Source organism: Streptomyces sp. NPDC050161, from assembly GCF_044460025.1.
GTDB lineage: Bacteria > Actinomycetota > Actinomycetes > Streptomycetales > Streptomycetaceae > Streptomyces.
On record NZ_JBITJM010000003.1, the window covers coordinates 470,963 to 494,363 of the forward strand.

Annotated in this window: 21 protein-coding genes; 6 read left to right on the plus strand and 15 right to left on the minus strand. The window is 71.1% G+C overall.

Going from position 1 to position 23,401, the window contains the following annotated elements; translation table 11 throughout:
- Positions 1–111 precede the first annotated feature (111 nt).
- Positions 112–1,353: a M20 family metallopeptidase gene (locus ACIBK8_RS07455; RefSeq protein WP_399040654.1), complete on the plus strand. Its 1,242-nt coding sequence runs from the start codon at positions 112–114 to the stop codon at positions 1,351–1,353.
- Between the two features lie 20 nt (positions 1,354–1,373).
- Here ACIBK8_RS07455 and ACIBK8_RS07460 read toward each other — a convergent pair whose 3' ends face one another.
- Complete coding sequence (locus ACIBK8_RS07460) at positions 1,374–1,811, minus strand: CBS domain-containing protein (RefSeq protein ID WP_399040760.1); 438 nt, start codon at positions 1,809–1,811, stop codon at positions 1,374–1,376.
- A 141-nt stretch (positions 1,812–1,952) separates the two neighbouring features.
- On the opposite strand from ACIBK8_RS07460, the gene ACIBK8_RS07465 reads away from it, so the two are divergent.
- Positions 1,953–2,228, plus strand: a complete 276-nt coding sequence (locus ACIBK8_RS07465; protein WP_399040655.1) for a hypothetical protein — start codon at positions 1,953–1,955, stop codon at positions 2,226–2,228.
- A gap of 58 nt (positions 2,229–2,286) precedes the next feature.
- On the opposite strand, the gene ACIBK8_RS07470 is transcribed toward ACIBK8_RS07465, so the two are convergent.
- The 13 genes from ACIBK8_RS07470 to ACIBK8_RS07530 all read right to left on the minus strand — a co-directional run bounded on the left by ACIBK8_RS07470 (position 2,287) and on the right by ACIBK8_RS07530 (position 15,131).
- The gene (locus ACIBK8_RS07470; RefSeq protein WP_399040656.1) at positions 2,287–3,648 is read right to left on the minus strand and encodes a SufS family cysteine desulfurase; all 1,362 of its coding nucleotides are present in this window, start codon (positions 3,646–3,648) and stop codon (positions 2,287–2,289) included.
- Complete coding sequence (locus tag ACIBK8_RS07475; protein WP_399040657.1) at positions 3,635–5,017, minus strand: family 2B encapsulin nanocompartment shell protein; 1,383 nt, start codon at positions 5,015–5,017, stop codon at positions 3,635–3,637. The genes ACIBK8_RS07470 and ACIBK8_RS07475 overlap by 14 nt, the downstream gene beginning before the upstream one ends.
- 336 nt (positions 5,018–5,353) lie before the next feature.
- Positions 5,354–6,496, minus strand: coding sequence for an FAD-dependent oxidoreductase (locus ACIBK8_RS07480; RefSeq protein ID WP_399040658.1), 1,143 nt, complete (start codon positions 6,494–6,496; stop codon positions 5,354–5,356).
- A 32-nt stretch (positions 6,497–6,528) separates the two neighbouring features.
- Entirely contained in the window at positions 6,529–7,221 is a 693-nt protein-coding gene (locus ACIBK8_RS07485; RefSeq protein WP_399040659.1) for a TetR/AcrR family transcriptional regulator, read from the minus strand.
- Between the two features lie 125 nt (positions 7,222–7,346).
- On the minus strand, positions 7,347–7,610 hold the full coding sequence (locus ACIBK8_RS07490) for a hypothetical protein (protein WP_399040660.1): 264 nt from the start codon (positions 7,608–7,610) through the stop codon (positions 7,347–7,349).
- Positions 7,611–7,667: 57 nt separating this feature from the next.
- Positions 7,668–7,826 carry a hypothetical protein gene (locus ACIBK8_RS07495; RefSeq protein ID WP_399040661.1) on the minus strand — a complete coding sequence of 53 codons (159 nt, stop codon included), beginning with the start codon at positions 7,824–7,826 and terminating at the stop codon, positions 7,668–7,670.
- 128 nt (positions 7,827–7,954) lie between these two features.
- A complete protein-coding gene (locus tag ACIBK8_RS07500) occupies positions 7,955–9,199 on the minus strand; it encodes an MFS transporter (protein WP_399040662.1) in 1,245 nt (414 codons plus the stop codon).
- Positions 9,196–10,578, minus strand: a complete 1,383-nt coding sequence (locus ACIBK8_RS07505) for a methyltransferase domain-containing protein (protein WP_399040663.1) — start codon at positions 10,576–10,578, stop codon at positions 9,196–9,198. Before ACIBK8_RS07505 ends, ACIBK8_RS07500 begins: the two co-directional genes overlap by 4 nt.
- Positions 10,575–11,363: a gamma-glutamyl-gamma-aminobutyrate hydrolase family protein gene (locus ACIBK8_RS07510; RefSeq protein ID WP_399040664.1), complete on the minus strand. Its 789-nt coding sequence runs from the start codon at positions 11,361–11,363 to the stop codon at positions 10,575–10,577. The genes ACIBK8_RS07505 and ACIBK8_RS07510 overlap by 4 nt, the downstream gene beginning before the upstream one ends.
- A complete protein-coding gene (locus tag ACIBK8_RS07515; protein WP_393681155.1) occupies positions 11,360–11,764 on the minus strand; it encodes a GNAT family N-acetyltransferase in 405 nt (134 codons plus the stop codon). The genes ACIBK8_RS07510 and ACIBK8_RS07515 overlap by 4 nt, the downstream gene beginning before the upstream one ends.
- On the minus strand, positions 11,751–13,043 hold the full coding sequence (gene purB / locus ACIBK8_RS07520; RefSeq protein ID WP_399040665.1) for an adenylosuccinate lyase: 1,293 nt from the start codon (positions 13,041–13,043) through the stop codon (positions 11,751–11,753). Before purB ends, ACIBK8_RS07515 begins: the two co-directional genes overlap by 14 nt.
- A complete protein-coding gene (locus tag ACIBK8_RS07525) occupies positions 13,040–13,780 on the minus strand; it encodes a methyltransferase domain-containing protein (protein WP_399040666.1) in 741 nt (246 codons plus the stop codon). The genes purB and ACIBK8_RS07525 overlap by 4 nt, the downstream gene beginning before the upstream one ends.
- Positions 13,781–13,790: 10 nt before the next feature.
- The gene (locus ACIBK8_RS07530; RefSeq protein ID WP_399040667.1) at positions 13,791–15,131 is read right to left on the minus strand and encodes a phosphotransferase family protein; all 1,341 of its coding nucleotides are present in this window, start codon (positions 15,129–15,131) and stop codon (positions 13,791–13,793) included.
- Between the two features lie 549 nt (positions 15,132–15,680).
- Between ACIBK8_RS07530 and ACIBK8_RS07535 the strand changes: the two genes are divergently transcribed.
- The 4 genes from ACIBK8_RS07535 to ACIBK8_RS07550 are packed head-to-tail and all read left to right on the plus strand — an operon-like array spanning position 15,681 to position 21,252.
- Positions 15,681–17,309: a hypothetical protein gene (locus tag ACIBK8_RS07535; protein WP_399040668.1), complete on the plus strand. Its 1,629-nt coding sequence runs from the start codon at positions 15,681–15,683 to the stop codon at positions 17,307–17,309.
- Positions 17,302–18,708, plus strand: a complete 1,407-nt coding sequence (locus tag ACIBK8_RS07540; protein WP_399040670.1) for an amidase — start codon at positions 17,302–17,304, stop codon at positions 18,706–18,708. Before ACIBK8_RS07535 ends, ACIBK8_RS07540 begins: the two co-directional genes overlap by 8 nt.
- Positions 18,705–20,240 carry a glutamine synthetase family protein gene (locus ACIBK8_RS07545; protein ID WP_399040672.1) on the plus strand — a complete coding sequence of 512 codons (1,536 nt, stop codon included), beginning with the start codon at positions 18,705–18,707 and terminating at the stop codon, positions 20,238–20,240. Before ACIBK8_RS07540 ends, ACIBK8_RS07545 begins: the two co-directional genes overlap by 4 nt.
- Positions 20,227–21,252 carry a GNAT family N-acetyltransferase gene (locus tag ACIBK8_RS07550; RefSeq protein WP_399040673.1) on the plus strand — a complete coding sequence of 342 codons (1,026 nt, stop codon included), beginning with the start codon at positions 20,227–20,229 and terminating at the stop codon, positions 21,250–21,252. The genes ACIBK8_RS07545 and ACIBK8_RS07550 overlap by 14 nt, the downstream gene beginning before the upstream one ends.
- A 140-nt stretch (positions 21,253–21,392) precedes the next feature.
- On the opposite strand, the gene ACIBK8_RS07555 is transcribed toward ACIBK8_RS07550, so the two are convergent.
- Positions 21,393–22,208, minus strand: coding sequence for a 4-hydroxyphenylpyruvate dioxygenase (locus ACIBK8_RS07555; RefSeq protein WP_399040674.1), 816 nt, complete (start codon positions 22,206–22,208; stop codon positions 21,393–21,395).
- Positions 22,209–23,401: the final 1,193 nt, after the last annotated feature.

Here is a 23,401-nt window from a genome sequence, read left to right on the forward strand (position 1 = left end):
ACCCTAATGCGAGTTTCCTGCGGTTTCTGGCCGCCGCTGAGGCGGCGACTTCACGCTGGGGCAGGGCCGCCGCACGACAGGGCGGCCACAACGAACGGAAGGCGGCATGAGGTGTCGGTACTGACGGACGCCGAGGAACTGCGGGACGACCTCGTCGCATTGCGGCGGTCCCTGCACCGGGAACCCGAACTCGGTCTGGAACTGCCCCGCACACAGGAAAAAGTGCTGGCCGCCCTGGAGGGCCTGCCCCTGGAGATCACCCCGGGCAAGGACATCGGCTCCGTGACGGCCGTGCTGCGGGGCGGCAGGCCCGGAGGCGCGGTGCTGCTCCGGGGGGACATGGACGCCCTGCCGGTGCAGGAAGCATCCGGCGTCGACTACGCGTCCCGCATCGACGGGCGGATGCACGCCTGCGGCCACGACCTGCACACGGCCGGACTCGTCGGCGCCGCCCGGCTGTTGAGCGCACGGCGCGCGAGACTCCACGGCGACGTGGTGTTCATGTTCCAGCCCGGCGAGGAAGGCCACAACGGCGCCGGCCGGATGATCGAGGAGGGGGTGCTGGAGGCGGCGGGCAAGCCCCTGGACGCCGCCTACGCGATCCACGTGTCGGCCAACCGCGTGCCGCAGGGCCTGGTCGTCAGCCGCCCCGGCACCGTGATGACCGCGTCCGACGTGCTGCGGGTGACCGTCAGGGGCCGGGGCGGCCACGGATCGGAGCCGCACACCGCGGCCGACCCGGTGCCCGCCGCCTGCGAGATGGTGACGGCGATCCACAGCTGGACCAGCCGCACCTTCGACATCTTCGACCCCGTCGTGGTCTCCGTGGGCCGCTTCACGGCCGGCTCACAGCACAACGTCATCCCCGAGACCGCCACCTTCGAAGCGACCGTCCGCAGCTACTCGGAGGCCCACCACGAACGGCTCGCCGATGGTCTGCCCCGCCTGGTCAGGTCCATCGCCGCGGCCCACGGACTGCACGCCGAGGTCGACTACGAGGTGCTCTACCCGGTCACCGTCAACGAGCCGGGGGAGACCGCCTTCGTGCTCGACACCGCCAGGGAACTCCTCGGCGACCAGGCGGTGTGGCTCTCCCCGCAGCCGGCGGGCGGCTCCGAGGATTTCTCGTTCGTCCTGCAACGGGTGCCGGGCGCCATGCTGTTGCTCGGCGCGGCACCCGAGGGCAGCGACCCGGCGGGCGCGCCGATGAACCACTCCCCGCACGCGGTCTTCGACGACGCGGTACTGCCCCGCCAGGCGGCCCTGCTCAGCGAACTCGCCGCCGGGCGCCTGGCCCGCACCGCGCCGACTCCTGCCGCAACTGCCATGGCAGGAAACGCTGTTGGCCCGTGAGTGCAGCGCCGTTGCGCTCCCTACCGTGCCGTCGCGTACACCCGCCCCGCGAACTCCGCGATCTGCTCATCGCTGAGGTTCTTCGCGAGGTTGGCTTCCGTGATCATGCCGACCAGACGGTGACCGCCGGCCACGTCGATCACCGGCAGCCGCTTGATCTGGTGCGCTTCCATCGTGGCCAGCACCTCGGACGCGTCCGCCGCGGCGTCGATCCAGTACAGCGGCCCGTCCAGGGTTCCGGCCTGCACGGTCGCCGGGTCGATGCCTTCGGCGCAGCACTTGACGACGATGTCGCGGTCCGTGATCACGCCGCTGAGCTTGTTGTTGTCGCCGCAGATCGGCAGGCAGCCGACCTTCAGATCGCGCATCATCCGGGCCGCTTGGAGCAGCGATTCGTGGGCGCCGACACACTGCACCCCGGCGGACATGATGTCCCGTGCCCGCAGCGCGCCGGCCATGTTGCCGGTCATGATTCCTCCCGCCTACGGAGTGTGGATCCCTCCCTTCGATGACACCACGGATGGACCCGCGCCGCTCCCGGGCCGGACGGGGGCAGGGAAGCATTGCGGACCGGCCGGGAAAGAGGGCACTCTGGCGCCATGTCCTACGTGCGGCTCGAAGCCTGGATCGGTGCGGAATGGCTGGAGGTCGACGCGGTCAGCGTCACGGTGATGGGCTCAGCGCTGACCCTCTCCTTCGAGCGCCAGCACTCCGCATCGGGGTACCGGGAGATGATCTGGGAGCCGCTGGAGAACTTTCTCCGGGAGTACGGTGACCAGCCGCTCGTCGTGGTGCCGCTGGGCAACAGCCTGCCGGTGATGTTCGGCCCCGGCGCCGCGGGCCCGTTCCGGCTGGCCGAGTGGGCGGACGACTGACCGACAGGGCGACGCCGCCCACCGGATGCCGGTGGGCGGCGGGCCTGGGGAAGGGGCGTCAGGCGGACTCGTGCAGCCGGTGCAGCGAGGCCACCAGCTTGTCCACCTCCTCGGCCGTGTTGTAGAGCGCGAGCGAAGCGCGGGCCGCGCTCTGTACGCCGTAGTGGCCCAGGGCCGGTTGGGCGCAGTGGTGGCCGGCCCGTACGGCGATGCCGTCGCGGTCCAGCCAGGCCGCGATGTCCGACGGGTCGTGTCCCGCGAGGGTGAAGGTCAGCACGGCGATCCGGTCCGGCGCCGAGCCCAGCAGCTCAAGTCCTGGCACACCGGCCAGGGCTTGCTGCGCGTACTCCATCAGCGACGTCTCGTAGGCGGCGATGGCGTCCCGGTCGAAGGAGGTCAGCCAGTTCAGCGCCGACAGCAGGCCGACCACACCGGAGATGTGCCCGGTTCCGGCCTCCAGGAGGTGGGGCACGGGTGCGAAGGTGGTCCCGTTGAAGCCGACCGACTCGATCATGTTGCCGCCGCCCTGCCACGGCGCCATGCCCGCCAGGACGTCCGGCTTCGCGTAGAGCGCGCCGATGCCCGTGGGGGCGAACAGCTTGTGCCCGGAGAACACGTAGAAGTCGGCGTCCAGGTCCTGCACGTCGACGGGGAAGTGCGCCACCGCCTGCGCGCCGTCCACCAGCACCTTGGCGCCGTAGCGGTGGGCGAGCGCGGTCATCTCACGGACCGGCGGTACGGTGCCCAGCACGTTCGACGCATGGCTGATCGCGACGAGTCGGGTGCGCATGGACAGCAGATCGGCGTACGCGTCCAGGTCGATCTGCCCGTCGGGCCGCAGCGGCACCGGCACCACCCGGGCCCTGGTCTCCTTGGCGACCATCTGCCAGGGCACGATGTTCGAGTGGTGCTCAAGGACCGGCACCAGGATGTCGTCGCCTGGCCCGAGGTTGGCGCGTCCCCAGCTCTGCGCGACGAGGTTGATCGCCTCGGTCGTGCCGCGTGCGAAGACGATGCTGTCGGGCGACGGCGCGCCCAGGAAATCGGCGACCGCCGCCCGGCCGCCCTCGTACGCCTCGGTGGCCTCCCTGGCCATGGTGTGCGCGCCGCGGTGGATGTTGGAGTTGGCGGATCCGTAGAAGGCGGCCAGCGTCTCGATCACCTGGCGCGGCTTCTGCGTGGTGGCTCCGTTGTCCAGCCAGACCAGCGGATGCCCGTTCACCGTACGGTGCAGGATCGGGAAGTCCGCACGCACCAACTCGGGTGAGAAGGCGGCGCGTTGGCCGGGGAGACCGGAGGGCTGCGCGGTCGCGGCGGACGGGGTGGTGACGGCTCCGGCCGACGGCGCGCCGCCGGTCAGCGGGTCCGGAGCGGGCGGTGTGCCGGGCCACCCGCTCCGGGTGACGTCAGGAGTAGTCATGGTAGTTGGAGACCTCGACGTTCTGGAGCACCGCGAGGGCGTCCTCCACCAGCACCGCGGAGTTGAAGTACGCCGTCATCAGGTACGACGTGATGCCCTTCTGGTCGACGCCCATGTTCCGCATCGCCAGACCGGGCTCCACCTCGTCCTCGACCTTCGCGGGACGCAGCCCCACCACGCCCTGCTCGGCCTCGCCGGTGCGCATCAGCAGGATCTCGGTGGTGCCGATGCCCGCGCCGCCGGAGAACCGCACCTTGTCGGAGGGCAGCAGCGGCACGCCGCGCCAGGTCAGCAGCGGGCTGCCGAACCGGTTGTCGATGATCGGGGGCACACCCCGGCGGGTACATTCCCGGCCGAACGCGGCGATGGCGCGGGGGTGCGCCAGGAAGTAGCCGGGCTGCTTCCAGACCCGGGTCAGCAGCTCGTCCAGGTCGTCAGGGGTCGGGGAACCGGTGCGCGCCTGCACCCGCTGCCCGGGGGCCACGTTGTTGAAGAGGCCGAATTCCGGGTGGTTGAGCAGCGAGGCTTCCTGCCGTTCGCGCAGCGCGTGCACGGTGAGGTTGGCCTGCGCGCGGGTCTGGTCGATGGGCCCGTTGTAGAGGTCGGAGACCCGGGTGTGCACGCGCAGCACGGTCTGCGCGAGGGTCATGTGGTACTCGCGGGGAGCGTCCTCGTAGTCGACGTACGTCGCGGGGAGTTCGGGCTCACCGATGTGCCCGGCGCTGAGGTCGACCGGCACCTCGGAGCCCGGCAGGACGCCGTCCGCCGCGAGGTAGGCGTCCAGCGCTCCCCGTACCGTCGCGTCGCGGTCGCACAGCCCGGCGAGCACGCTGCGGTCGACGCACAGCGCCACACCGGGGGTGAGCGCCTTGACGCGGTACGGCAGGGGCGCGGAGCGGGTCCAGGCGTCGAGGTCGAAGAACTGGCCGTCGCCGATCACTTCGAGCACGGCGTCCTCGCCGTAGCGACCGCTCACCCGCTTCTCGGCGCGGCCCTGGGAGATCACCCACAGCCGGTCGTGCGCGTCGCCGTCCTGGGCCAGCATCTGCCCGGCCTCGAAGGTGACTTCGGTGAAGGCGTTCGCCAGCTCGGTGAGCAGGGCGTCGTCGGCCTCCCGGAGGTAGGGCACCTCCCGCAGGTCTCCCGGGATGACGCGGGGCGAACCGCCGTCGTTGTGGGTGCTGATGCGGTCGTCACCCAGGACGTAGGTCCGGCGGCGGTTGACGCGGAAGACACCGGATTCGACGTCCACCCAGGGCAGGGCGCGCAGGAGGTAGCGCGGGGTGATGCCGCGCATCTGCGGGGTGGTCTTGGTGGCCGTCGCGAGTTGCCGTGCCGCATCGGGGGCGAGACTTGTCCGGTCGCTCACAGGATCTCCTTGCCGGGGACGTGCCGGCCGGTCCGGGTGACCGATCGGCAATCGGGGCTGATCGTCGGTTCGTGATCCCGTGGCCCGCAACCGGCCGGACCCGGAGGTGCGGCCGGAAAGCTGCGCTGCACTGAATGCGCAGTTTCGTACCCATGTGCGACTACCTATTGTCGTACCGCCGCCACCTTGCGTGTCGCCGCCACGGGGGCGAAGCGCCGTCGCTCCCCGGTGCTTCGCCCCGTGCCGCCAAGAGCCCTGCATGCGACGTGATTTGCCCTCATGACAGGACTTTGGATTTCCTAAAGGGCGGCTTATAGCAAGGGTTTTGACGATGCGTCAGGAGTCTTCGCGGGGACCGGAGATCATGGCCCGCAGGCGCCGGGGCGCGTCCTCGCCGAGGCAGACGGAGAGGCCGGTCGCGGAATCCTCGGCGGCGGCGCGGGCGCGAGGGAAGAGCCGCTGTTCGTAGGCGGCGAGTGCGGCTTCGGTGTCGCCGGGGTGCGCGGCTATGGCCCGGCCGAGGTCGGCGCCGTCGATCATGGCGAGGTTGGCGCCCTCGCCGGCGAACGGGGACATGACGTGGGCGGCGTCGCCGAGCAGGGTGACACCGGGGACGCGCTCCCAGCGGTGCTCGACGGGCAGGGCGTGGATCGGGCGGGGGATGAGGGGGCCGTCCGCGTCGGCGATCAGGGACCGCAGGTCGGCGTCCCAGTCGGCGAAGTGTTCCAGGACGGCGGCCTTGGCCGTCGCGGTGTCGCCGAAGTCGACCGCGGCGGCCCGGTCCTCGGCGATCCGCAGGGCGCTGTAGACGTGCAGGACGGCGTCGTGCTCGCGGTGCGCGAGGAGGCCCTTGCCGTCACCCAGGGCGAACAGTGAGCCGCCGCCGACGACGGCCGCGGCCCGGGGGTGACGCCGGTCGGCGTCCAGCAGGTCACCTTCGACGAAGATGACGCCGGTGTAGGAGGGACGGGCGTCGGAGAGCAGTGGACGCACCTTGGACCAGGCGCCGTCGGCCCCGACGAGCAGGTCGGTGGTGAAGGAGCTGCCGTCGGCGAGGGACACCCGGTGGCGTCCGTCGCCGATGGATTCGGCCGCGGTGACTCTGGCGCCCCAGCGGACCGTTCCTTCCGGCAGCGAGTCCAGGAGCAGGTCGCGCAGGTGGCCGCGGTCGGCCTCCGGACGGCCGCCGTCGCCCTTGTCGGGCTCATCGAGGTGGACCGTGGCGTGCTTGTCGACGATGCGGGTGGCCTCGCCGCCTGGCAGGACGAGCCGGCGGAAGGCGTCGTGGAGACCGGCGGCGCGCAGGGCGGCCTGCCCCGACTCCTCGTGGATGTCGAGCATGCCGCCCTGGGGGCGGGCGTGGCGGGAGGCGTCGAGGTCGTAAACGGCGGCCTCGATGCCGTGGACGTGCAGCACACGGGCCAGGGTCAGCCCGCCGAGACCGGCGCCGATGATCGCGAGAGGGTGGTGCGGGGGCATGGGTGCCTCCTTCGTGTGGTGGGGCACGGGGGTCAGTCCGTCGGCCTGGGGGTGTGCAGGGCGCCGTTGATGAGCATCTGGAAGATCCACGCCAGACGCGTCTCGGGGGTGCCGGACATCAGGTCGGCGCCGAGCGCCGCGATGCGCGGGTGGGTCTCGGCGGACGCGCCCTCCACCGCGGCGGCGAGCGCGCGGTGCTCGGCCCTGGCGTGTTCGGCGTGGTCGCGGGCGGACTGTTCGGCCGCGGTCGCGGTGGCGACCTGGAGCAGCGCGTCGATCCCCCACGCCGCCTGCCGGTCCGGCACGCCGCCCTCGGCGAGCAGCGCCAACAGGCCCTCGACCAGGGCCAGATAGTTCTTGCCCGACGGGTGGGCCACCAGGGCCGAGTGGGCGAGGCTGGGGTGCGCGAAGAGCACCCGCGTGTACGACGTGAGGACGCCGGCCAGCCGCTCGCGCCACGGCCCGGCGGCGGTCACCGGGGTCAGATCGACCTCGCCCAGCAGCTCTTCCAGGATCGCCGCGTGCAGTTCCGTGGTGTTGCGGACGTACACGTACAGCGAGGCGGGTCCGGTGTCGAGTTCCTGGGCCAGGCGGCGCATGGTCACGCGTGGCAGGCCGTCGGCCCGCATGATGCGGACCGCTGCCGCGATGATCCCGTCCTGGGTCAGGGCGGGCTTGGCCGGTCGTTCCCGGCGGCTGCGTGGTGCGGAGGGGGAGGCTGCCATGCCACGAAGGTAACGAACATGTTCGTAGCGAACAAGTTCGTGGCGGGTTCGTCACGCTCGTGGGCCCGCTTCGGGGCCGCGCCTCACCCCGCCGGAAGCGGCCTTCCCCCGGCTCCGTCAGGCGCTCACGGCCGGTGGCCGCCGCGCCCCGGCTGCCGGAGCAGCCGGCCGGCGATCCAGGATCTGCCGCGCAGGAACACCCGCCGCAGTGCGTGGCCCGGCGACGTCCGCCGCTGCTCCACCAGGCCACCCACCACGGCACGGAAATGCCACCAGGTGCGTAACTCGCGAACGGCCCGGACGTCGCCCGCCCCCGGGGATATCGGCGGCGCCTCGCCCCGTTGCAGGGCCCGTAAGGAATCCAGTACGTGCTGTTGTGTCGCGGTCACGCCGCTCTCCTTCTTCGGGAAGTGCTTGTCCCTGAGGGCCCGTTCACGGGTCGGTCCTCAGTGCGCGGCGGCGGGAGCGTGCGGCGGTCGGTCTTCGGCGCAGGGCGACGCCGCGGCCGGCAGGGCGTGCGCGGACGCGGTGGTGAAGGCGACGGTCAGCGCGGCGGGCCGGTGCGCGTCGCCTCCGGTGTGCTCGTGTCGTGGCTCCCACGCCACTGGAGGCGATCCTGTACGCCAATTGGCCTGGAAAACATGGCCAATTCGGGGAGAGTGGTCGGCTTGGGTGGAGGTGTTCCGGCAGGTGGGCAGGGGTGCCGGGCGGCCCCTGCCCACCTGCCGGAACGTCAGCTCTCCGAGCCGTCCAGTGCGCCGACGGGCTGCGCGGACGGCGGCGGTGCGGTGACGCGGCGGTCCCACACGGTGATCAGGAGCGCGCAGCCCACCAGGGCGCCGCCCACCCAGGGCAGCGCGGCGGACGACGACGCCGTCAGGGTCAGGCCGCCCACCGCACCGCCGAGTGCCACACCCAGGTACGAGGACGCGCTGCTGATGGAGACGGCGATCGTCGGGGCGTCGGGGGCCCGGCCCATGACGCGCTGGATCTGTGCCCCCGGGATCAGCCAGTACAGCGCGCTCCAGACGAGGGTGGCCAGCAGGAAAGCCGCCGTCGTGGGCACCGCTCCGAACGGAGCGGCGGCGGCGACCAGGCCCATCGCGGCGAAGGCCACCAGCACACCGGTCAGCCCGCTGAGGAAGGTGCGGTCGGGGGAGTGGCGGTCGCTCAGCCTGCCCCCGAGGGTGCTGCCCACCGCCGCCGCGACACCCCAGACCAGCAGGACCGCGCTCACCCCCGCCTCGCTGAGCGGCGTGACCCGGTGCGTGAGCACGGCCAGGTAGGTGTAGACGACGAAACTGCCGGCCACCGCGCACATGTTGATGAACACCGCGACCAGGACGGCGGGTTGCGCCGCCACCCGGAGCCGGCTGGCCATGGTGATGGCCGGCGGCCTGGGCGTGGCCGGCAGGGCCAGCGCGAGGCCGCCCATGCTCAGCGCCGCCAGCACGGTGATCAGGACCAGCGTCAGCCGCCAGCTCCCCAGCGCACCGACCAGGGAGCCGATGGGCACGCCGAAGGCGGTGGCCACGGTCAGCCCGCCGACGACCAGGGACACCGCCCGGCCCTGATGGCGGTCACCTGCCACGGAAGTCGCCACCGCCACCGCGCTGTTCATGTAGACCGCGGCGCCCACCCCGGCGAGCACCCGCGCCACCATGAGCGCCCCGTAGCCGGGGGCGAGCGCGCCCAGCAGGTTGGCGACGAGGAACACGCCGAGTGACGCCTGGAGGACCACCCACCGCTCCAGGTTCGCCGTCAGCGTCATCATCACCGGCGCGCTGACCGCGTAGCTGAGGGCGAAGACGGTGACCAGCTGGCCCGTCAGCCCCTCGGACACGTGGAGGTCGGCGGCGATGGACGGCAGGATGCCGCTGATGACGTAGCCGTCCGTACCGACCGCGAACGCGCCGAAGGCCAGCAGGATGACGCCGAGCCGGTGGGGCATGCGGGCCCCGGTGTTGCCGTCCGTCACCCGGCCTCCCGTACCCGTACGAGTCCGGCGTCCGCCAGGCAGTTGAGCATCAGCTCGGTGGTGACGTACAGGGCGCGGGCCCGTGTGGCGTCGGCGGCGAAGCACTCCGCGAAGACCGTCTCGGCCAGCGCGCGGCCCGTGACGCCGTCCGACGGGGCGTCCCCGATGGCGCTGACCAGCTCGGGCAGCCTGGTCAGGGGGGCCGCCACGTCCGATGTGCCGCCGAGTTCCCAGAAGCCGTCGGGCAGGTCGGCGGCCCGCCCGCGGTAGAGCCGCTCGGCGGTACGGACCGCTCCCGCCGGAGCCTGAGCGGCGGTCAGCCCGGCGTCCATGCCGACGCCTCCCGACAGGTCGGTGAAGGTCACCTGGCCCGTCCCGCCGGAGCGGCTGACGAGGGAGCAGGCGAAGTAGACGGGCTGCTCGTAGCGGTTCAGGTGTGCGTCGACGGCGGCGAGGACGGCGTCGGGGGACAGGGCGGGATTGTGCCGCTGGGCGTGCAGCGCGGTCAGGGCGGCGCGGACCTCGGGCACCGTGCGTCCGTCCGCCACCACGGACACGTCGTGTCCCGCGGCCTTCGCGAACTCGCCGATCTCGCGCAGCAGCATCGGCCCCGACGCGTCACCCAGCGACTGGAACCGCATCACCAGCATGCCGTCGCCGGGGTCGAGGAGGCTCCTCGCGGCCCGCAGCAGCCGGCGGTTGAGGTCCAGGCCGTCCGGTCCTCCGTTGCCCGCGGCGGAGTAGGCGAGGTCCGGCGGCACGGGGACGTAGGGCAGGTTGGCGCAGATGCAGTTGAGCGGGGTGTCGGTGGTGAAATCCCGGAAGAAGTCGCCGTGCCGGGTGCGGATCCGTTCGCCGACGCCGTTGAGTGCGCCGGTCAGCCGGGTCGCTTCCAGGCACACCTCCTGGAGGTCGACGGCCGTCACCTCCTGGCAGGTGCGGGCCAGGGCGCTGCTGGTGATGCCGGATCCGCAGCCCACGTCCAGGGCCCGGCCGGTGGGCAGGGCGTCGAGGATCGTGTCGACGAACCGGAGGGAGTCCTCGCCGATGTAGACGTCGCCGGTGCCCGGCTGCTCGGCGCGGTCGCGGGCCGCCAACACCCCGCGGAACGCGGTCAGTTCCCAGGTACCCGGCCGACCATGACGGTCCGTCAGGCCGAGGTCGGCCAGCCGGCCGGCCAGGGCGGGATCGAAGGAGGACCGTGCCGGAGACCCTAAGTGCAGCAGGTTCCACAGGTCCGCGCCCAGGTCGTGCTCAGGGCCCGCGGAACCGGTCGACGGCCACGGCTCGTAGGACTGCGCCGCGCGCCGCCTGGCGTACTCGACGCGCTGCGCGAAGTGGTGCTCGCGCAGCAGCTTTGCAACCTCGTGTGACGTCATGCCGCCCTTACACCGTCCCGCGCGTCGTCGTTGGCCACCGTGGTCTCCCGTGCGGTGCGTATCTCCCGGGCCGCGGCGACGAAGGCCGCGAACAGCGCCCCTACCGGCGCCGCTTCAGGATGCCCCTGGACCCCGACCACGAAGCGCTGATCCGGCATCGACACCGCCTCGATCACGCCGTCGGCGCTCCACCCGGTGGCGAGGACGCCGTCCCCGAGCGTGTCCACCGCCTGGTGGTGGAAGCACGGGATGTCCCAGTGGCCGCCGACCGCGCTGCCGGGCAGCTGGTCGGGGCTCAGGGTGATCGCGGCGTTCTTGAACACCGGCTCGGGCGGCTGGTGGTCGTCCGAACCGAGCGCGGTGGGCAGGTGCTGGGTGAGCGTGCCGCCCCGCAGCACATTGATCATCTGCATGCCACGGCACACGCCGAGCACCGCGCGCCCCTCGGCCAGCGCGAGCCGCAGCAGCGCGCTCTCCCAGACGTCGCGGTCCGGCGCGAACCCGGAGGTGTGCGGGCCCGCCGTCCCGCCGTACAGGGCCGGGTCGATGTCGGCGCCGCCGACCAGCAGCAGCCCGTCGATGCCGCCCATGACGGAGGCCGCCTCCTGGTCGCCGCCGTACGGGGGCAGCAGGACGGGGACGCCGCCGGCGTCGGCGACGGCGGCCAGGAAGTCGGTCGGCACCAGCGAGGCGTGCCGGTGCCACCCGCGCCAGGAGGCGTCCTCCTGGTAGGTGGTGATGCCCACGGTCGGCTTGCTGATGACGGCCCCCTCGGCTGCGGTCACTTCGTCGCGTCCAGCACCCACGCGGAACCGTGCTGGGTGAACCCGATGTGCGGGTAGTAGTCGGCCGCCGCCGGCGCGGACAGCAGCACGATCTTCGCGTCCGGTGCCTCCTGCTGGATCCTGCGGATCAGGTCCACGCCGATGCCGCGCTTCTGGAACTCGCGGTCGACGGCCAGGTCGGACAGGTACGTCACGTAGGCGCCGTCCGTCAGGCACCTGGCGATGCCCGCCAGCTTGCCGTCGATCCGTGCGACCACGACGAGGTTGGCGTTCTTGACCATGGCGGTGAACCGGCGCTCGTCCTCCACGGGGCGGCGTTCGGCAAGACCCGAGGCGCGGTACAGGGCCGCGACCTCGGCCACGTCCAGGCCGGCCGCGTCGACCACGTCAGTTTTCCACATCGAGCAAGGTCTCCATTCTCTCTCGTATGACGGCCCTGGAGCGCAGGAAGCGCGCCGGGTCGTACTGCTCGGGGTGGGTCTCGATGCCCCGCTCCCGCAGTGTCTCGCGGAGGTGACGGCCCGTTTCCCAGGTCTCGGTCGCCGCGTCCTGCACCGAGCGGTACGCCTGCTCCCGTTCGGTGCCACCGGCCACGAGGTCCAGCATGACCGTGGAGCTGTGGATCAGCCCGTCGGTCTGTTCCAGATTGGCCCGCATGCGGTCGGGGAAGACCCGCAGGCCCTCGATGACCTCCGCCGCACCGGTCGCCTGGTAGTGGGCGGCGATCATGCTGTCGGGCAGGGCGATCCGTTCGACGGACGAGTGGGCGAGGTCCCGCTCGTGCCACAGCGCCACGTCCTCCAGCACCGCGCCGAGGTTGGCGCGCAGGATGCGGGCCAGGCCGCACAGCCGCTCACTCGACGTGGGGTTGCGTTTGTGCGGCATCGCGCTGGAGCCCTGGTAGGCACTGGACCGCGGTTCCTCCACCTCCCTGACCTCGGTGCGTTGCAACAGCCGCAGTTCCAGGGCGATCTGCTCGATGACGGCGCCCAGCACCGCCACGGCCGACAGCAGTTCGGCGTGCCGGTCGCGCGCCACCACCTGGGTGGGGACCGGCTCGACACCGAGGCCCAGCGTCTCGCAGACGTAGCTCTCGACGAACGGGTCGATGCGCGCGTAGGTGCCCACAGGACCCGAGATCGTGCCGACGGCCACCGCGGTGCGCGCCGCCCGCAGCCGCCGGACCGAGCGGTCCACGCCGAGGGCGAAGCCGGCCATCTTCTGCCCGAACGTGGTGGGTTCGGCGTGGATGCCGTGGGTCCTGGCCACGCACACCGTGTCCCAGTGCTCGGTCGCCTTGGCGGCCAGCGCGGTGCGCAGCCGGACCGCGGCGGCCAGCAGCACGTCGCAGGACCGGGCCAGGGTGTGGCCCAGGGCCGTGTCCACCAGGTCGTAGCTGGTCATCCCGTAGTGGACCCAGCGTGCGGCGTCGTCGGGGATGGTGGCGGTGTAGGCGGCGAGGAAGGCCAGGATCTCGTGGTCCCGGGTCCGCTCCTGCTCGCGTACCTCGTCGGGGGTGGGCACCCGGCCGGCCCTGATCGTGGCGAGGTCGGCGTCCGTCACCTTCCCGAGCCGTGCCTGGGCCTCGCAGGCGAGTACCTCGACGTGGACCCAGGAGGCGTACTTGGCCTCGTCGGTCCACAGCTCCGCCATCTCGGGCAGGGAGTACCGCGGGATCACGCGGGCCTCCTGGCCAGCACCGCGCAGGTGCGGTTGTTCGCCGCGATCGGGCCGCGGGCCAGCTCGGCGGTGAGGGAGGCGAGTCCGGTCTCGAACTCCTCGTCGGAGATGAGGTGGAGCGAGGAGAACGCCTTCTCGCGGTACTTGGTGGCGTCGGTCAGCTCGTAGGCGCTCTCGAACAGCCGCTGCTGCCCTTCGACGAATCCGGCGTCGTCAAGGGCGGTGAGCAGGGCGTCGATCGGGTGGTGCCGCTCCAGTTCCACCTCGATGGTGGCGGGGAAGTGCTGGGCCACCGGGATGCGGTTGCGGATGATCCACTCCGAGTCCGTCGCCGTGCACAGCACGCCGCCCGGCTTGAGCGCCTTGAAAGCGCCCGCGAAGTACCGGGCGGGCTCCCGTACGTAATGGATCATGTCGACGGAGAAGATGAGGTCGAGCGACGCCTCGGGGAGGTCGAGCGCGGCGATCTCCTCGGCGCGGCCGACGCGCAGTTCAAGCTCCGCCTCGTGGGTAGCGGCGACCTTGAGCATGTCGTCGAAGGGGTCGACGCCGAGCGCGCCGCAGCCGGTGAGCTGCTGGAGCCTGGCGAGGTGGTTGGCGGTGCCGCAGCCCATTTCCATCGCCCTGGAGGAGGTGCCGATGCCCGCCGACTCGGCGAGGAACTCCACCAGTTGAGGGTAGGGGCGCCGGTGCCGGGCGTACTCCGCGGCGAGCTGGTTGTAGTCCAAGCTGTTCAACAGGATTCCTTTACGACGAGTGGTTCTCGTGGACGCTCCTGGCCTGCTGGAGGTACCACGCGGTGTACGCGTACGTCGCCAGCCAGGCGTGCGGGGAGCGCAGGGAATGCTCGTACTTCAGCCAGCCGGCCAGCGAGCAGGCGGCGCCGATGTAGAGCCGGCACCGGATGGCGTCGACCGGTTCACCGCCGGGCGCCGCCGCGGCCAAGCGGCTTTCCATGGCGCGCAGTTCGGGTGAGAAGTGCAGTGGCAGCCGCAGCGAGGTCAGGTCGTGCGGGCGCGTGAGGTCGAGATCCCCGAACAGGTTCTGCGGCCGGTCCTGCTTCGACGCCTGGAGGATCGCGGTCATCGGGAGCAGGCCGTGCAGCAGGGTGGCCAGGTCGAAGACGGGGTCTCCGTAGCCGACGTCGGGCCGTTGCCGCTTCTCCCAGACGGTGCGCGGGTCGATGAACATCGGGCCGCCGCCGTCGCGGCGCAGCATGTTCGTCGGGAAGATGTCCCCGTGGACCTGGCTGCCGGTCCGCGGCAGCAGACCGGGCGCGTGCGTGTCCAGCCAGGCGGCGGCTTCGGTGTATCCGGGGATGCGCGCGCCGCCGGGGAGCAGCAGTTCGGTGCCGAGCAGCGCGTCGAGGTCGAGATCGCCGAAGAAGGCGCGGAAGGTGCTCAGGAAGGCGGGCTGTTCGCGCAGTGCGTGGAAGCGCTCGCGGTAGAGGTAGTCGCCGCTGGTGGGGGTGTGGTCGGCGGCGGTCAGCCGGTACCAGCTGCCGAGTTGGTCGAGGTAGGGACCGAGCGTGTCGGCGGCGTCGGGGCGCAGCGCGGTGCGGGCGTCGTCCTGGAAGAGCTGCGCGTCCAGCTCCGCGGGGTGTCCCGCTTCCATGAGGCTCACGCCCTGGTGGCCTTCGATGTGGACGCCGTGCAGTTCGGGGAAGAGCGGGTCGCGGCCGATCGCGGTGACCTCGCGGTTCGTCCTGGCGATGAACCCGGTCTCGGAGCGGATCATGGCCGCGTCGCCGATCTTCGCGACGATTTCCTTGCCGTCCTCGCCCCCGGTGCGGAACTGGACGACGCCGGTGGAGTCCGAGCCGGGGCGGTGCGCGGTGCTGAAGGCGGGGGCGGGGCCGGCAAGTGCCGCCCAGGTCCGCAGCCTTGAGGCGATGACGGCTGCGCTGATCAGCTCGGTTTCGTCGTCCGCGGTGGGCTGCCCGCCGGGTGCTGCGGGCGGCACGGCGGTGGAGTCCAGGCACCAGCCGTGCAGTCCGCCGCCGAGCAGGAACGTTCTGCGCGGTGGCCGTTCGGCGGTGTCGTCCCCGGTGCTTTCCGTCGCCAGCGTGCGATCGGCAACAGCAGCCACACGAACACCATAAGGCTTCAAACGTTCCGTCAGAGCGGGCACGGTGCTTACCGCGTTTTCTACTGACGGGTATTCCGTAACGATCACCGAAGGGGCGACGGCGTCCGTTAAGACGTTCTCTTCGTTGAGAATTGAATAGAGGTTGGCCAGCTCGCTGAAGGTGGCGGGTCTGGCTAAATCCACGAGGTATTCACGCACGTCTGAGGTACCTCTTCTTGCGTTTCGAGAGTATTGATGGGCAATGTCCGGAATGCGGCTACCTGACGCACCCGTTGACACCCGGGAAATACCGAGCAAACCTGCCCGCTCAGCGCCGCGGACCATGCTCACACGAGAGGCGGGACCGGGCGAGCCCCGCGTCGTGGTGATCATGGTCACAGCATAAAGGCGTATGGCTGTTGGTAACTTCCCGTTTACGGTGCCGACTTGAAGTGCCAGGGCGTCGAAGGGAACGGACTCGTGGGCGTGGCAGAAAAAACTTCACTGAGATCTGGCGGGTTCGCGTCTTTACTTGAGTCGGTGGTAAAGGCGGCCCGGCAGACCACGGATATGGATCAGGCGTTAAAGACGCTCCTCACCCTCGACGGCCATATCCCCGAAACCATCGGACGCGCCGCACTCAGCTCCGCCGACCGCTCCGTCGCGGACACTCCGGCCGGGCACCGCCCGCTCATCGACCCCGCCGGCACCACCCCTGACGTGCTGATACTCGACGCCACCGGCCGGGCGCGGTTCATCCTGGAAGGCGCCGAGACCCCCGCGGGCTCCCTGCTCGTCGGCTCACTCGTGGCCGACCCCGAACTGATCCACAAGATCTCCGGGCGATACGCGTCGGCACGCGCCGCCGACGAGAGCGCGGGCGCCGAGATGCGCCGCTGGCTGCAGGAATTACCGCGGGACGGCGTACGGACCCTCCTCGATCAACTCACCTATGTGGTGCGGCACATGGCCCCGGTCCTGCTCTATGTGGGAGACCGGCACTACTCCAACTTCGGGCAGTTCAGCAATCTCCCGGGAAGATCACTCAACGCCGATGATGATCGCAATCTGCTGAACCGGCTCGCCGCCACCCCCGTCACCGAGTGGCCCACCGAAGACGCCTGTTTCGTAGCCCTCACCCACTTCCTGCTGCGCAGTGGAATGCAGGCCCGCCTGGAAGAGGTCAACGGCACCCAGCTCTCACCCGCCGCCGTCGTGGATTTCCTCACCGACCGCATACGCAACTACGGTGCCAGGCCGCCCTGTTCACCACAGAACCCGATAACCGCCGCGCACCTCGAATCCCTCGCGGACACCTGCGCACAGGAACGCCGCGACCGACTCGCGGACGGCGCGGTCTTCTACCGCCTCATCCACGGCGTCAACCTCAACAAGGCCGAGCACCTGCTGCCGCAGGCCGTCACGTACGCCGACGTCCCCCCGGCGGTCCGCACGCTCTTCGCGCAGACGGCCGGCATCCCGGCGGACACCTCCGCGTTCGACGACACCCGCCCCGCCCTGGACCGGCTGGCCGGCGAACTCCACACGAGCCCCGCCCCCGCAGGCTTCCACTCGGCCTACGAAGCCCTGCTGACCCGCTTCATGACCACGCTGGCCGAGGCGTCGGGATCGGACGTGGCCATGGGTCGCGGCCCCCGCTCGCTGGCACCGCTGCACCCCGACAACGTCGAGAACGGCGACCCGCTGGAGCTGCGGACCAACGACTTCTTCTGCTGCGTGGCACCCGGCGAAGGCTTCGCCGACCACTTCGCCGACGACCGCGCCGCGCTGGTGAAGACCCTCAGCGCCTACAGCGCGCGGATGCGCTTCAACACCTGGCACTACCTCCCGCACACCCTGGGTGTGCACGAGCGCGAACCCGGCCGCGACGACTGGTTCTTCGCGCCGTCCATGCCCGACCTGACGCACTGGTCCGACCAGCACCACACCGGACACGTCACCTTCGGCGTCCGCTTCGCCATCCGGGTGCCGCTCGGCATCGAGTACGCGGGCCGCTACCTGCCGGGCCTGTACGACCTCCGTCTGATGCGTGCGCACGGCGAGCAGTACACGGTGGCCGACCTGCGGGCCACCGTCGCCGCCGGCCGGCTCCTCGCCGCCCTCCACCAGGCGATGAGCCCCTACGGGCCGGCCGTACGCGACTTCGACAACGGATGGTTCCGCACCTTCTATGGATGACAGCCTCCGCCACCTCGACACCACCGGCCTGCGCAGGCTGTACGAGACCGGCGCACTCTCACCCACCGCCTTCCTCCAGGACACCCTGGACCTCATCGAGGCGCAGCAGCCGGCGCTCGGCGCGTTCGTCACCGTCGCCACCGAGCAGGCGATGCGGGCGGCGGCCGAAGCCGAGGCACGCATCCGTGCACTCGGCGCCGCCGCCTGGGACGAACGGCCGCTGCTCGGCGTCCCGGTCAGCATCAAGGACCTGACCGCCACCAAAGGGCTGCGGACCACCCGCGGCTCCCTGCGGCTGCGCGACGCGACACCCGACGAGGACGCGCCCGCCGTCGCACGGCTGCGCCGGGCCGGCGCCGTCATCCTGGGCAAGACCACCACATCGGAAGGCGGCTGGAGCGCCGCCACCGTCAACCGGCTGGGCCCCGCGGCGGCCAACCCGTGGGACACCTCCCTCAGCGCCGGCGGCTCCAGCGGCGGCGCGGCGGCGGCGGTGGCCGCGGGACTCGGCGTCGCCGCGACCGGAACCGACGGGGCGGGCTCGATCAGGATCCCCGCGGCCTTCTGCGGCGTCGTGGGATTCAAACCGACCCACGGCCGCATCCCGTACGTGCCCCACTGCCCCGACCGCCTCTCCCACCTCGGCCCGCTGACCCGCACGGTCGCCGACGCCGGCCTGCTGACGGACGTCATGACCGGCGCCGATCCCCGCGACCCCGACTCCTGCTCCCCATGGCAGGGCGGCCGACTCCCGGTGCCCGCACGGCCGCTGCGCATCGGCTGGATCGAGGCGCCGGGGCGCGCCGCGGCCGATCACCTCACGGCCCCGCAGCGGACGGCCGTCCGGACGCTCGCGGACCAGGGCCACCAGGTGGAGCAGATCCCGCTGCCCTTCGACGACCCCTACCCCGCCCTGGTGACGATCCTGGCCGCCGCCGAAGCGGCCGGATCGCCCCCGGAACACGACGCGTGGGCCGACCCCGAGCGGCTGCGCATCGTCGAGCACGGCAGGCGGCTCGGCGCCGCCGACCTCGTCCACGCGGAGGCCGCCCGGGGCGTACTGCGCACCCAACTCGCCGCGTGCATGCGCCGGTTCGACGTGCTGGCCATGCCGACCCTCACCGTCGAGCCGTTCCCCGTGGACGCCTGGCGCCCCGCGGACGGCGACCACGACCCGCTGTCGTGGCTGGCCTGGGCGCCCGCCGCCCACCCCTTCAACCTGGCCGGCATGCCGGCCGTCTCCCTGCCCGTCGGCCTCAGCGCCCGCGGGCTGCCGGTCGGCCTCCAGCTGACGGCCGCCCCGGGACACGACGCGCTGGTCCTGCACGTCGCCCGGGAAATCGAGCGCTCGCTTCCCGCGCCACCCACCTATCCCGGAGAGGACCGTCGACAGACGTGACCCCAAGTGCCGACCGGCCAGGCAGCGCCGCGTATCACCAACTGAGCACCGGAAGCCGCGACTTCATCGCACGGCACGAGCTGTGGGACGACCGGCAGCAGGCGGCTGCCCGCGACCTGGAAGCGGCCCTGGACACCCTGGACCACGTGCGCGTGGTCTTCGCCGACCCGCACGGCCTGGCCCGGTCCAAGACGCTCACCGCCGACGCCTTCCGCACGGTGCTGCGCAACGGCATGGACTACAGCCCGGGACCGTTCGTCTTCGACACCGGACACGCCGTCGCGGTCGACTACACCCGCAGCGACGGCGGCGTCGGCGTGGACGAACTCCAGGGCGCCGGCGACTTCGTCCTCGTGCCCGACCCGACCACCTTCCGACGGCTCCCGTACACCCGGGCCCGCACGGGCTGGGTGATCGGCGACGAGTACCTGCGCTCAGGACGCCCGCACCCGCTGTCCGCCCGCGCCGTACTGCGCCGGCTCCTGGCAGGACTGCGGCCCCGCGACCTCGACTACGTCGTGGGCCTTGAGGTCGAGTGGTACCTGACGCGCCTCGTGGACGGCCACTTCACCGGCACGGTCGGCGGCTTCGGCGAACAGGGCGAACCGCCCGCCGTCACCCCGGTCAACGGAGGCTTCCAGTTCAACCTGGACGCGCTCACCGACGCACTGGAACCCGTGACCACCCCGCTCGCCGACGTGCTCCAGCAGCTGGGCATGCCGCTGCGCTCCGTGGAGCACGAATCGGGTCCGGGGCAGCTGGAGTTCACCTTCGCCCCGCAGAGCGCCCTGGACGCCGCCGACAGCATGCTGCTGTTCCGGACCGTGACCAAGCAGATCTGTGCCCGGCAGGGCTACCATGCGTCCTTCATGGCCCTCCCCGCGCTGCCCGGCTTCGACGCCAGCGGCTGGCACCTGCACCAGTCCCTGGCCCAGGCGTCCACCGGCCGCAACCTCTTCAGCGCACCGGACGGCGACGCGGTACTGTCCCCGACGGGCGAGGCATTCCTGGCCGGCCTCATCGAACACGCCCCCGCCGGAGCCCTGTTGTGCGTCCCCACGCTGAACGGATACCGCCGCATCGGCGGCGGGTTCTCGCTCGCCCCGAGCCGTGTGGCCTGGTCGGTCGAGAACCGGGGCGCGCTCCTGCGGGTGCTCGGCGCCCACGGCGACCCGGCGGCACACATCGAGAACCGTCTGGGCGAGCCCTGCGCCAATCCGTACCTCTACATGTCCGCCCAACTCGCCGCAGGACTTGACGGGATGCGCCAGGGCAAGGCACCGGGACCGTCTGCGGACGACCCGCACGCCACCCACCTGCCGGCGCTGCCCGGCAGCCTGGGCGAGGCCCTGGGGGCCTTCACCGGAAGCCGGTTCTACCGCGAGGTGCTGGGCAACCCCCTGGCGGAGTGCCTACGGCAGCTCAAGAGCAGTGAGCTGCGGCGCTACGAGCAGTGGTGCGCCACTGCCGGGCGGACGGACGACCGAGCTGTATCTGAATGGGAGCACCGTGAGTTCTTTGCCACGTACTGAGACCTACCGGACGCGTGTGGTACGCACCGTCGAGGACCTCGCCCCGGAGACCGGGGAGTTGGCCTCGGCAGCGGGAGCGTCGGAGTTCTACTACGGACACGAATTCCTGCGGGCGTACGAGAGGGAGCCCATCCAGCCCGTGCACGCGGTGTACTACATCGAGGTGCTGGACCACGACGACCGGGTCATCGGCCTGACCCCCTGCTACGTCCAGGGCGACCCGCTGCGCGCGCTGGGCCTGGCCGCCGACGAGAAGGCCCTCCTCAGCCACGTGTGGCACTGCTCCGACACCCAGCTCGCCAGCACGCACACCGGCCCCGAGGTCGCGCGGGCCGTGGTGGCCGAAATGCGCCGGATCGCCGCCGACGAGGGCCTGGCGCGCTGCGGCTTCATCAACGTCGCGACCGGCTCACCGACCGCCGTCGCCCTGGAGGCCGCCGGTCTGGCGGGCACGGATCTGGACACCCGCTACACCGTTGACCTGGCGGCCGTCGGCAACTGGGACGGCTATCTGGCCTCCCTGCGGTACAACGCCCGCAGGGAGTACGCACGTCAGCTCCGCCGCGCCGACGACTGCGGGGTGCTGGTGAGCGAACGCGAGCCGCAGGAGAACGAGGACCCCGAGACGCTCCGCATCTTCGAAGCGCTGATGGCGAACGTGGGCTCCGCCGGGTACTACAGCAAGGAACGGATCGCGGCCTTCCTCCGGTACACGCGCAAGGGCGCCCGCATCATCGAAGTCACCCAGGACGGTGAACTGATCGCCAAGGCCGTCGTCTTCATCGAGTCCAAGAAGATCCACGCCTGGGCGGGCGGCTACGACCGGCACGCCGACGAGGCGAGCGGCCGGCCCTTCAGCTCGTACTACGTGCTGATGTCGGCCATCATCAAGCTCGGCCTGCGCATCGGCGTCCCCACGCTGGAAGGCGGACGCCGCAACGGACACTTCAAGATCCGCTACGGCATGCGTCCGCAGGAGCTGATGGCTTTCATGACGGACGTCGCGGGATGAGCACCGCCTGAGTCCCGCGCGGGCCCGCCCGCGCAAGAGACCTCCGTGTGACACGGCGTGAACACCGCCCCCACACGGAGGTCTTCGCCTGTGCACCGGCCCTCATGGGCCGTCGGCGCGGGCGCCCTGCCCCTCTTCCGTCATCCGGCGTGCCCGGCGTGCCCGGCGTCGAGCGGGTCGAGGAACCGCACCCCCAGATCGTCGAACTCCCGCTCCGCGGGCGGGGTGTCGTCCACCAGGAACACCAGGCGGCCGGCGTCCGCCCCGCCGCTCCCGTCCCGGTGCGCGCCGTGCTCCCCGGCATCGTGGTGCGGGACCTGCGGGAGCGCCAGGGCGACCTGCGGCGATGCGTGGCGTACGGCGACGGACCCGGCCGGGCCGCTGCCGAAGGGGACGGGCGCGGCGGCGAGGCGCGCGAAGCCGAGGACGTTCTCGCAGAAGGCCGTGTAACCGTTGAGGTCGTCCGCGGGGAGCCGGAAGGCGAGGGGGCCAGGCATCCTGGCCGACGCCAGCGGCTCCGACGGGGCCCCCGGGGTGGCGGCCCACTGACGGCCGGCGGCCCACCGGCGGCCCGCGGGCCGCGCGTGGCCTTCGTGCCCGCCGGCCGGCAGGAGGGTGTGCGAGGAGCCGCCGAATCCCGACACGACAGGGTTTCCCTGAGGCGAGTACTCCACCGTCGCGCCGGCCGCCAGCGCGGCATCGCGGGTCGCGGCGACGTCCGCACACCGCACCGCGACGTCGGCCACCCCCGCTCCGTTTTCGGAGACGAACTTCCACGTCGCCCAGCCCGAGGTGACGACAAGGTGGAGACCGGCCAGCCGGAGCAGCACGGAGCTTCGGTCGACTTCGACGGAGTCGGCGACGCGTGTGAAGCCCATGGCCGACACGAAGTGCTCGACAGCCGCGACTTTGTCTCTCGTGTACAACTCGACATGCGATATATCTCGCACCGTCATGGGGATTTACTCCTTGCGGGCAGGGAATTGCGCGGGGCGCCACGGTCCGCCAACAGCCGCCGTATACAGCGTGGTTCGGGTGTGCGGTGTTGTCGCCGGTCCGCTACCGGGATTGCCACGGTCACGGACGCGGATGGCGCGCCCTTGGTCATCTATCGGGCAGTTGCAGACTAACTCAGCAGGTGTGCCGCCGATACGTCTCCGGAGAGGGCCAGGGGAATCATCCGTGAACTGCTTGCCTCACCGGGAGACGCGGCAAACCTTCTCCCGATATGACGATGGCGATACCCGGGGGAGCGGAGCGGGCGAAGGGCCGGCCGCTCGTCGGGCGCCGGGGTGTGCGGCCCGTGAAACGGCTGCGTAACAGGGCTGTCCGTCGCGTTCACCAAGAGTTCGGGTTTCCCTCGCCGTCCTGTGGCGCGCGAACGGGCAATGTGACTCCGGCCGCGTAACACCGGTATGAACACGGCCTCGGCGGGAAGCCGCCTTGGCCTATGCGCTCGCGCTTCAAACGTGAAAAAGCTCATCAGATTCCACGGCGTCGGCGCAGCCCGCGTCCGGCGTGGTCGCAAGCCTGGAGGTGCTACTCATTCAAGCCACTGTTCCGGCCCATGGCTGGACGGCACCGGAAACATCAAAAACGCCGCAAACGTCGGTGGAATGGAGTGATGCCGAGGCCAAGTCATTGCAGGGACGCCGCCACGACAGTCTGAAACCGGCCAGAGACTGACCGGACCTCATGGCCCCCCTTGCTCGCATCGCGGCACACCAGCATCATCAGTTGTGTTCCTTGTTCACCGACACACAAGCGAGCACTGACGACAATGCCAGGAGTGCCCCTTATGGCCCTCAGCAGCGAACCCCACGCCGCCTGTAGCGCGAATGAAGTCCGGTGATCCGCTGTCTGTGTTGCCATGGTGTTGATGGGATGAGTGCCCCACGTGGCCGCCCATCGGGTAAAAAGGGCCATTGAGTATGTCGTCGGGCGGTAACCGCTGCTGACGAACGAGGCATCCACCAAGATCACAAACATTTCGATGTCGTGTTAGTCTTTCGCCGTTGCATTCAGGCAGGCAGCCTGACATTCTTCTGGGCGATTACTGGTTCTGTCATCCGGTTCGCAAGCGCGCAAGGGTGCGTGTTTATCGCTCCCGAATACGGTGCAGAAGGTGTCCTTTTCCAAGCGAACAATA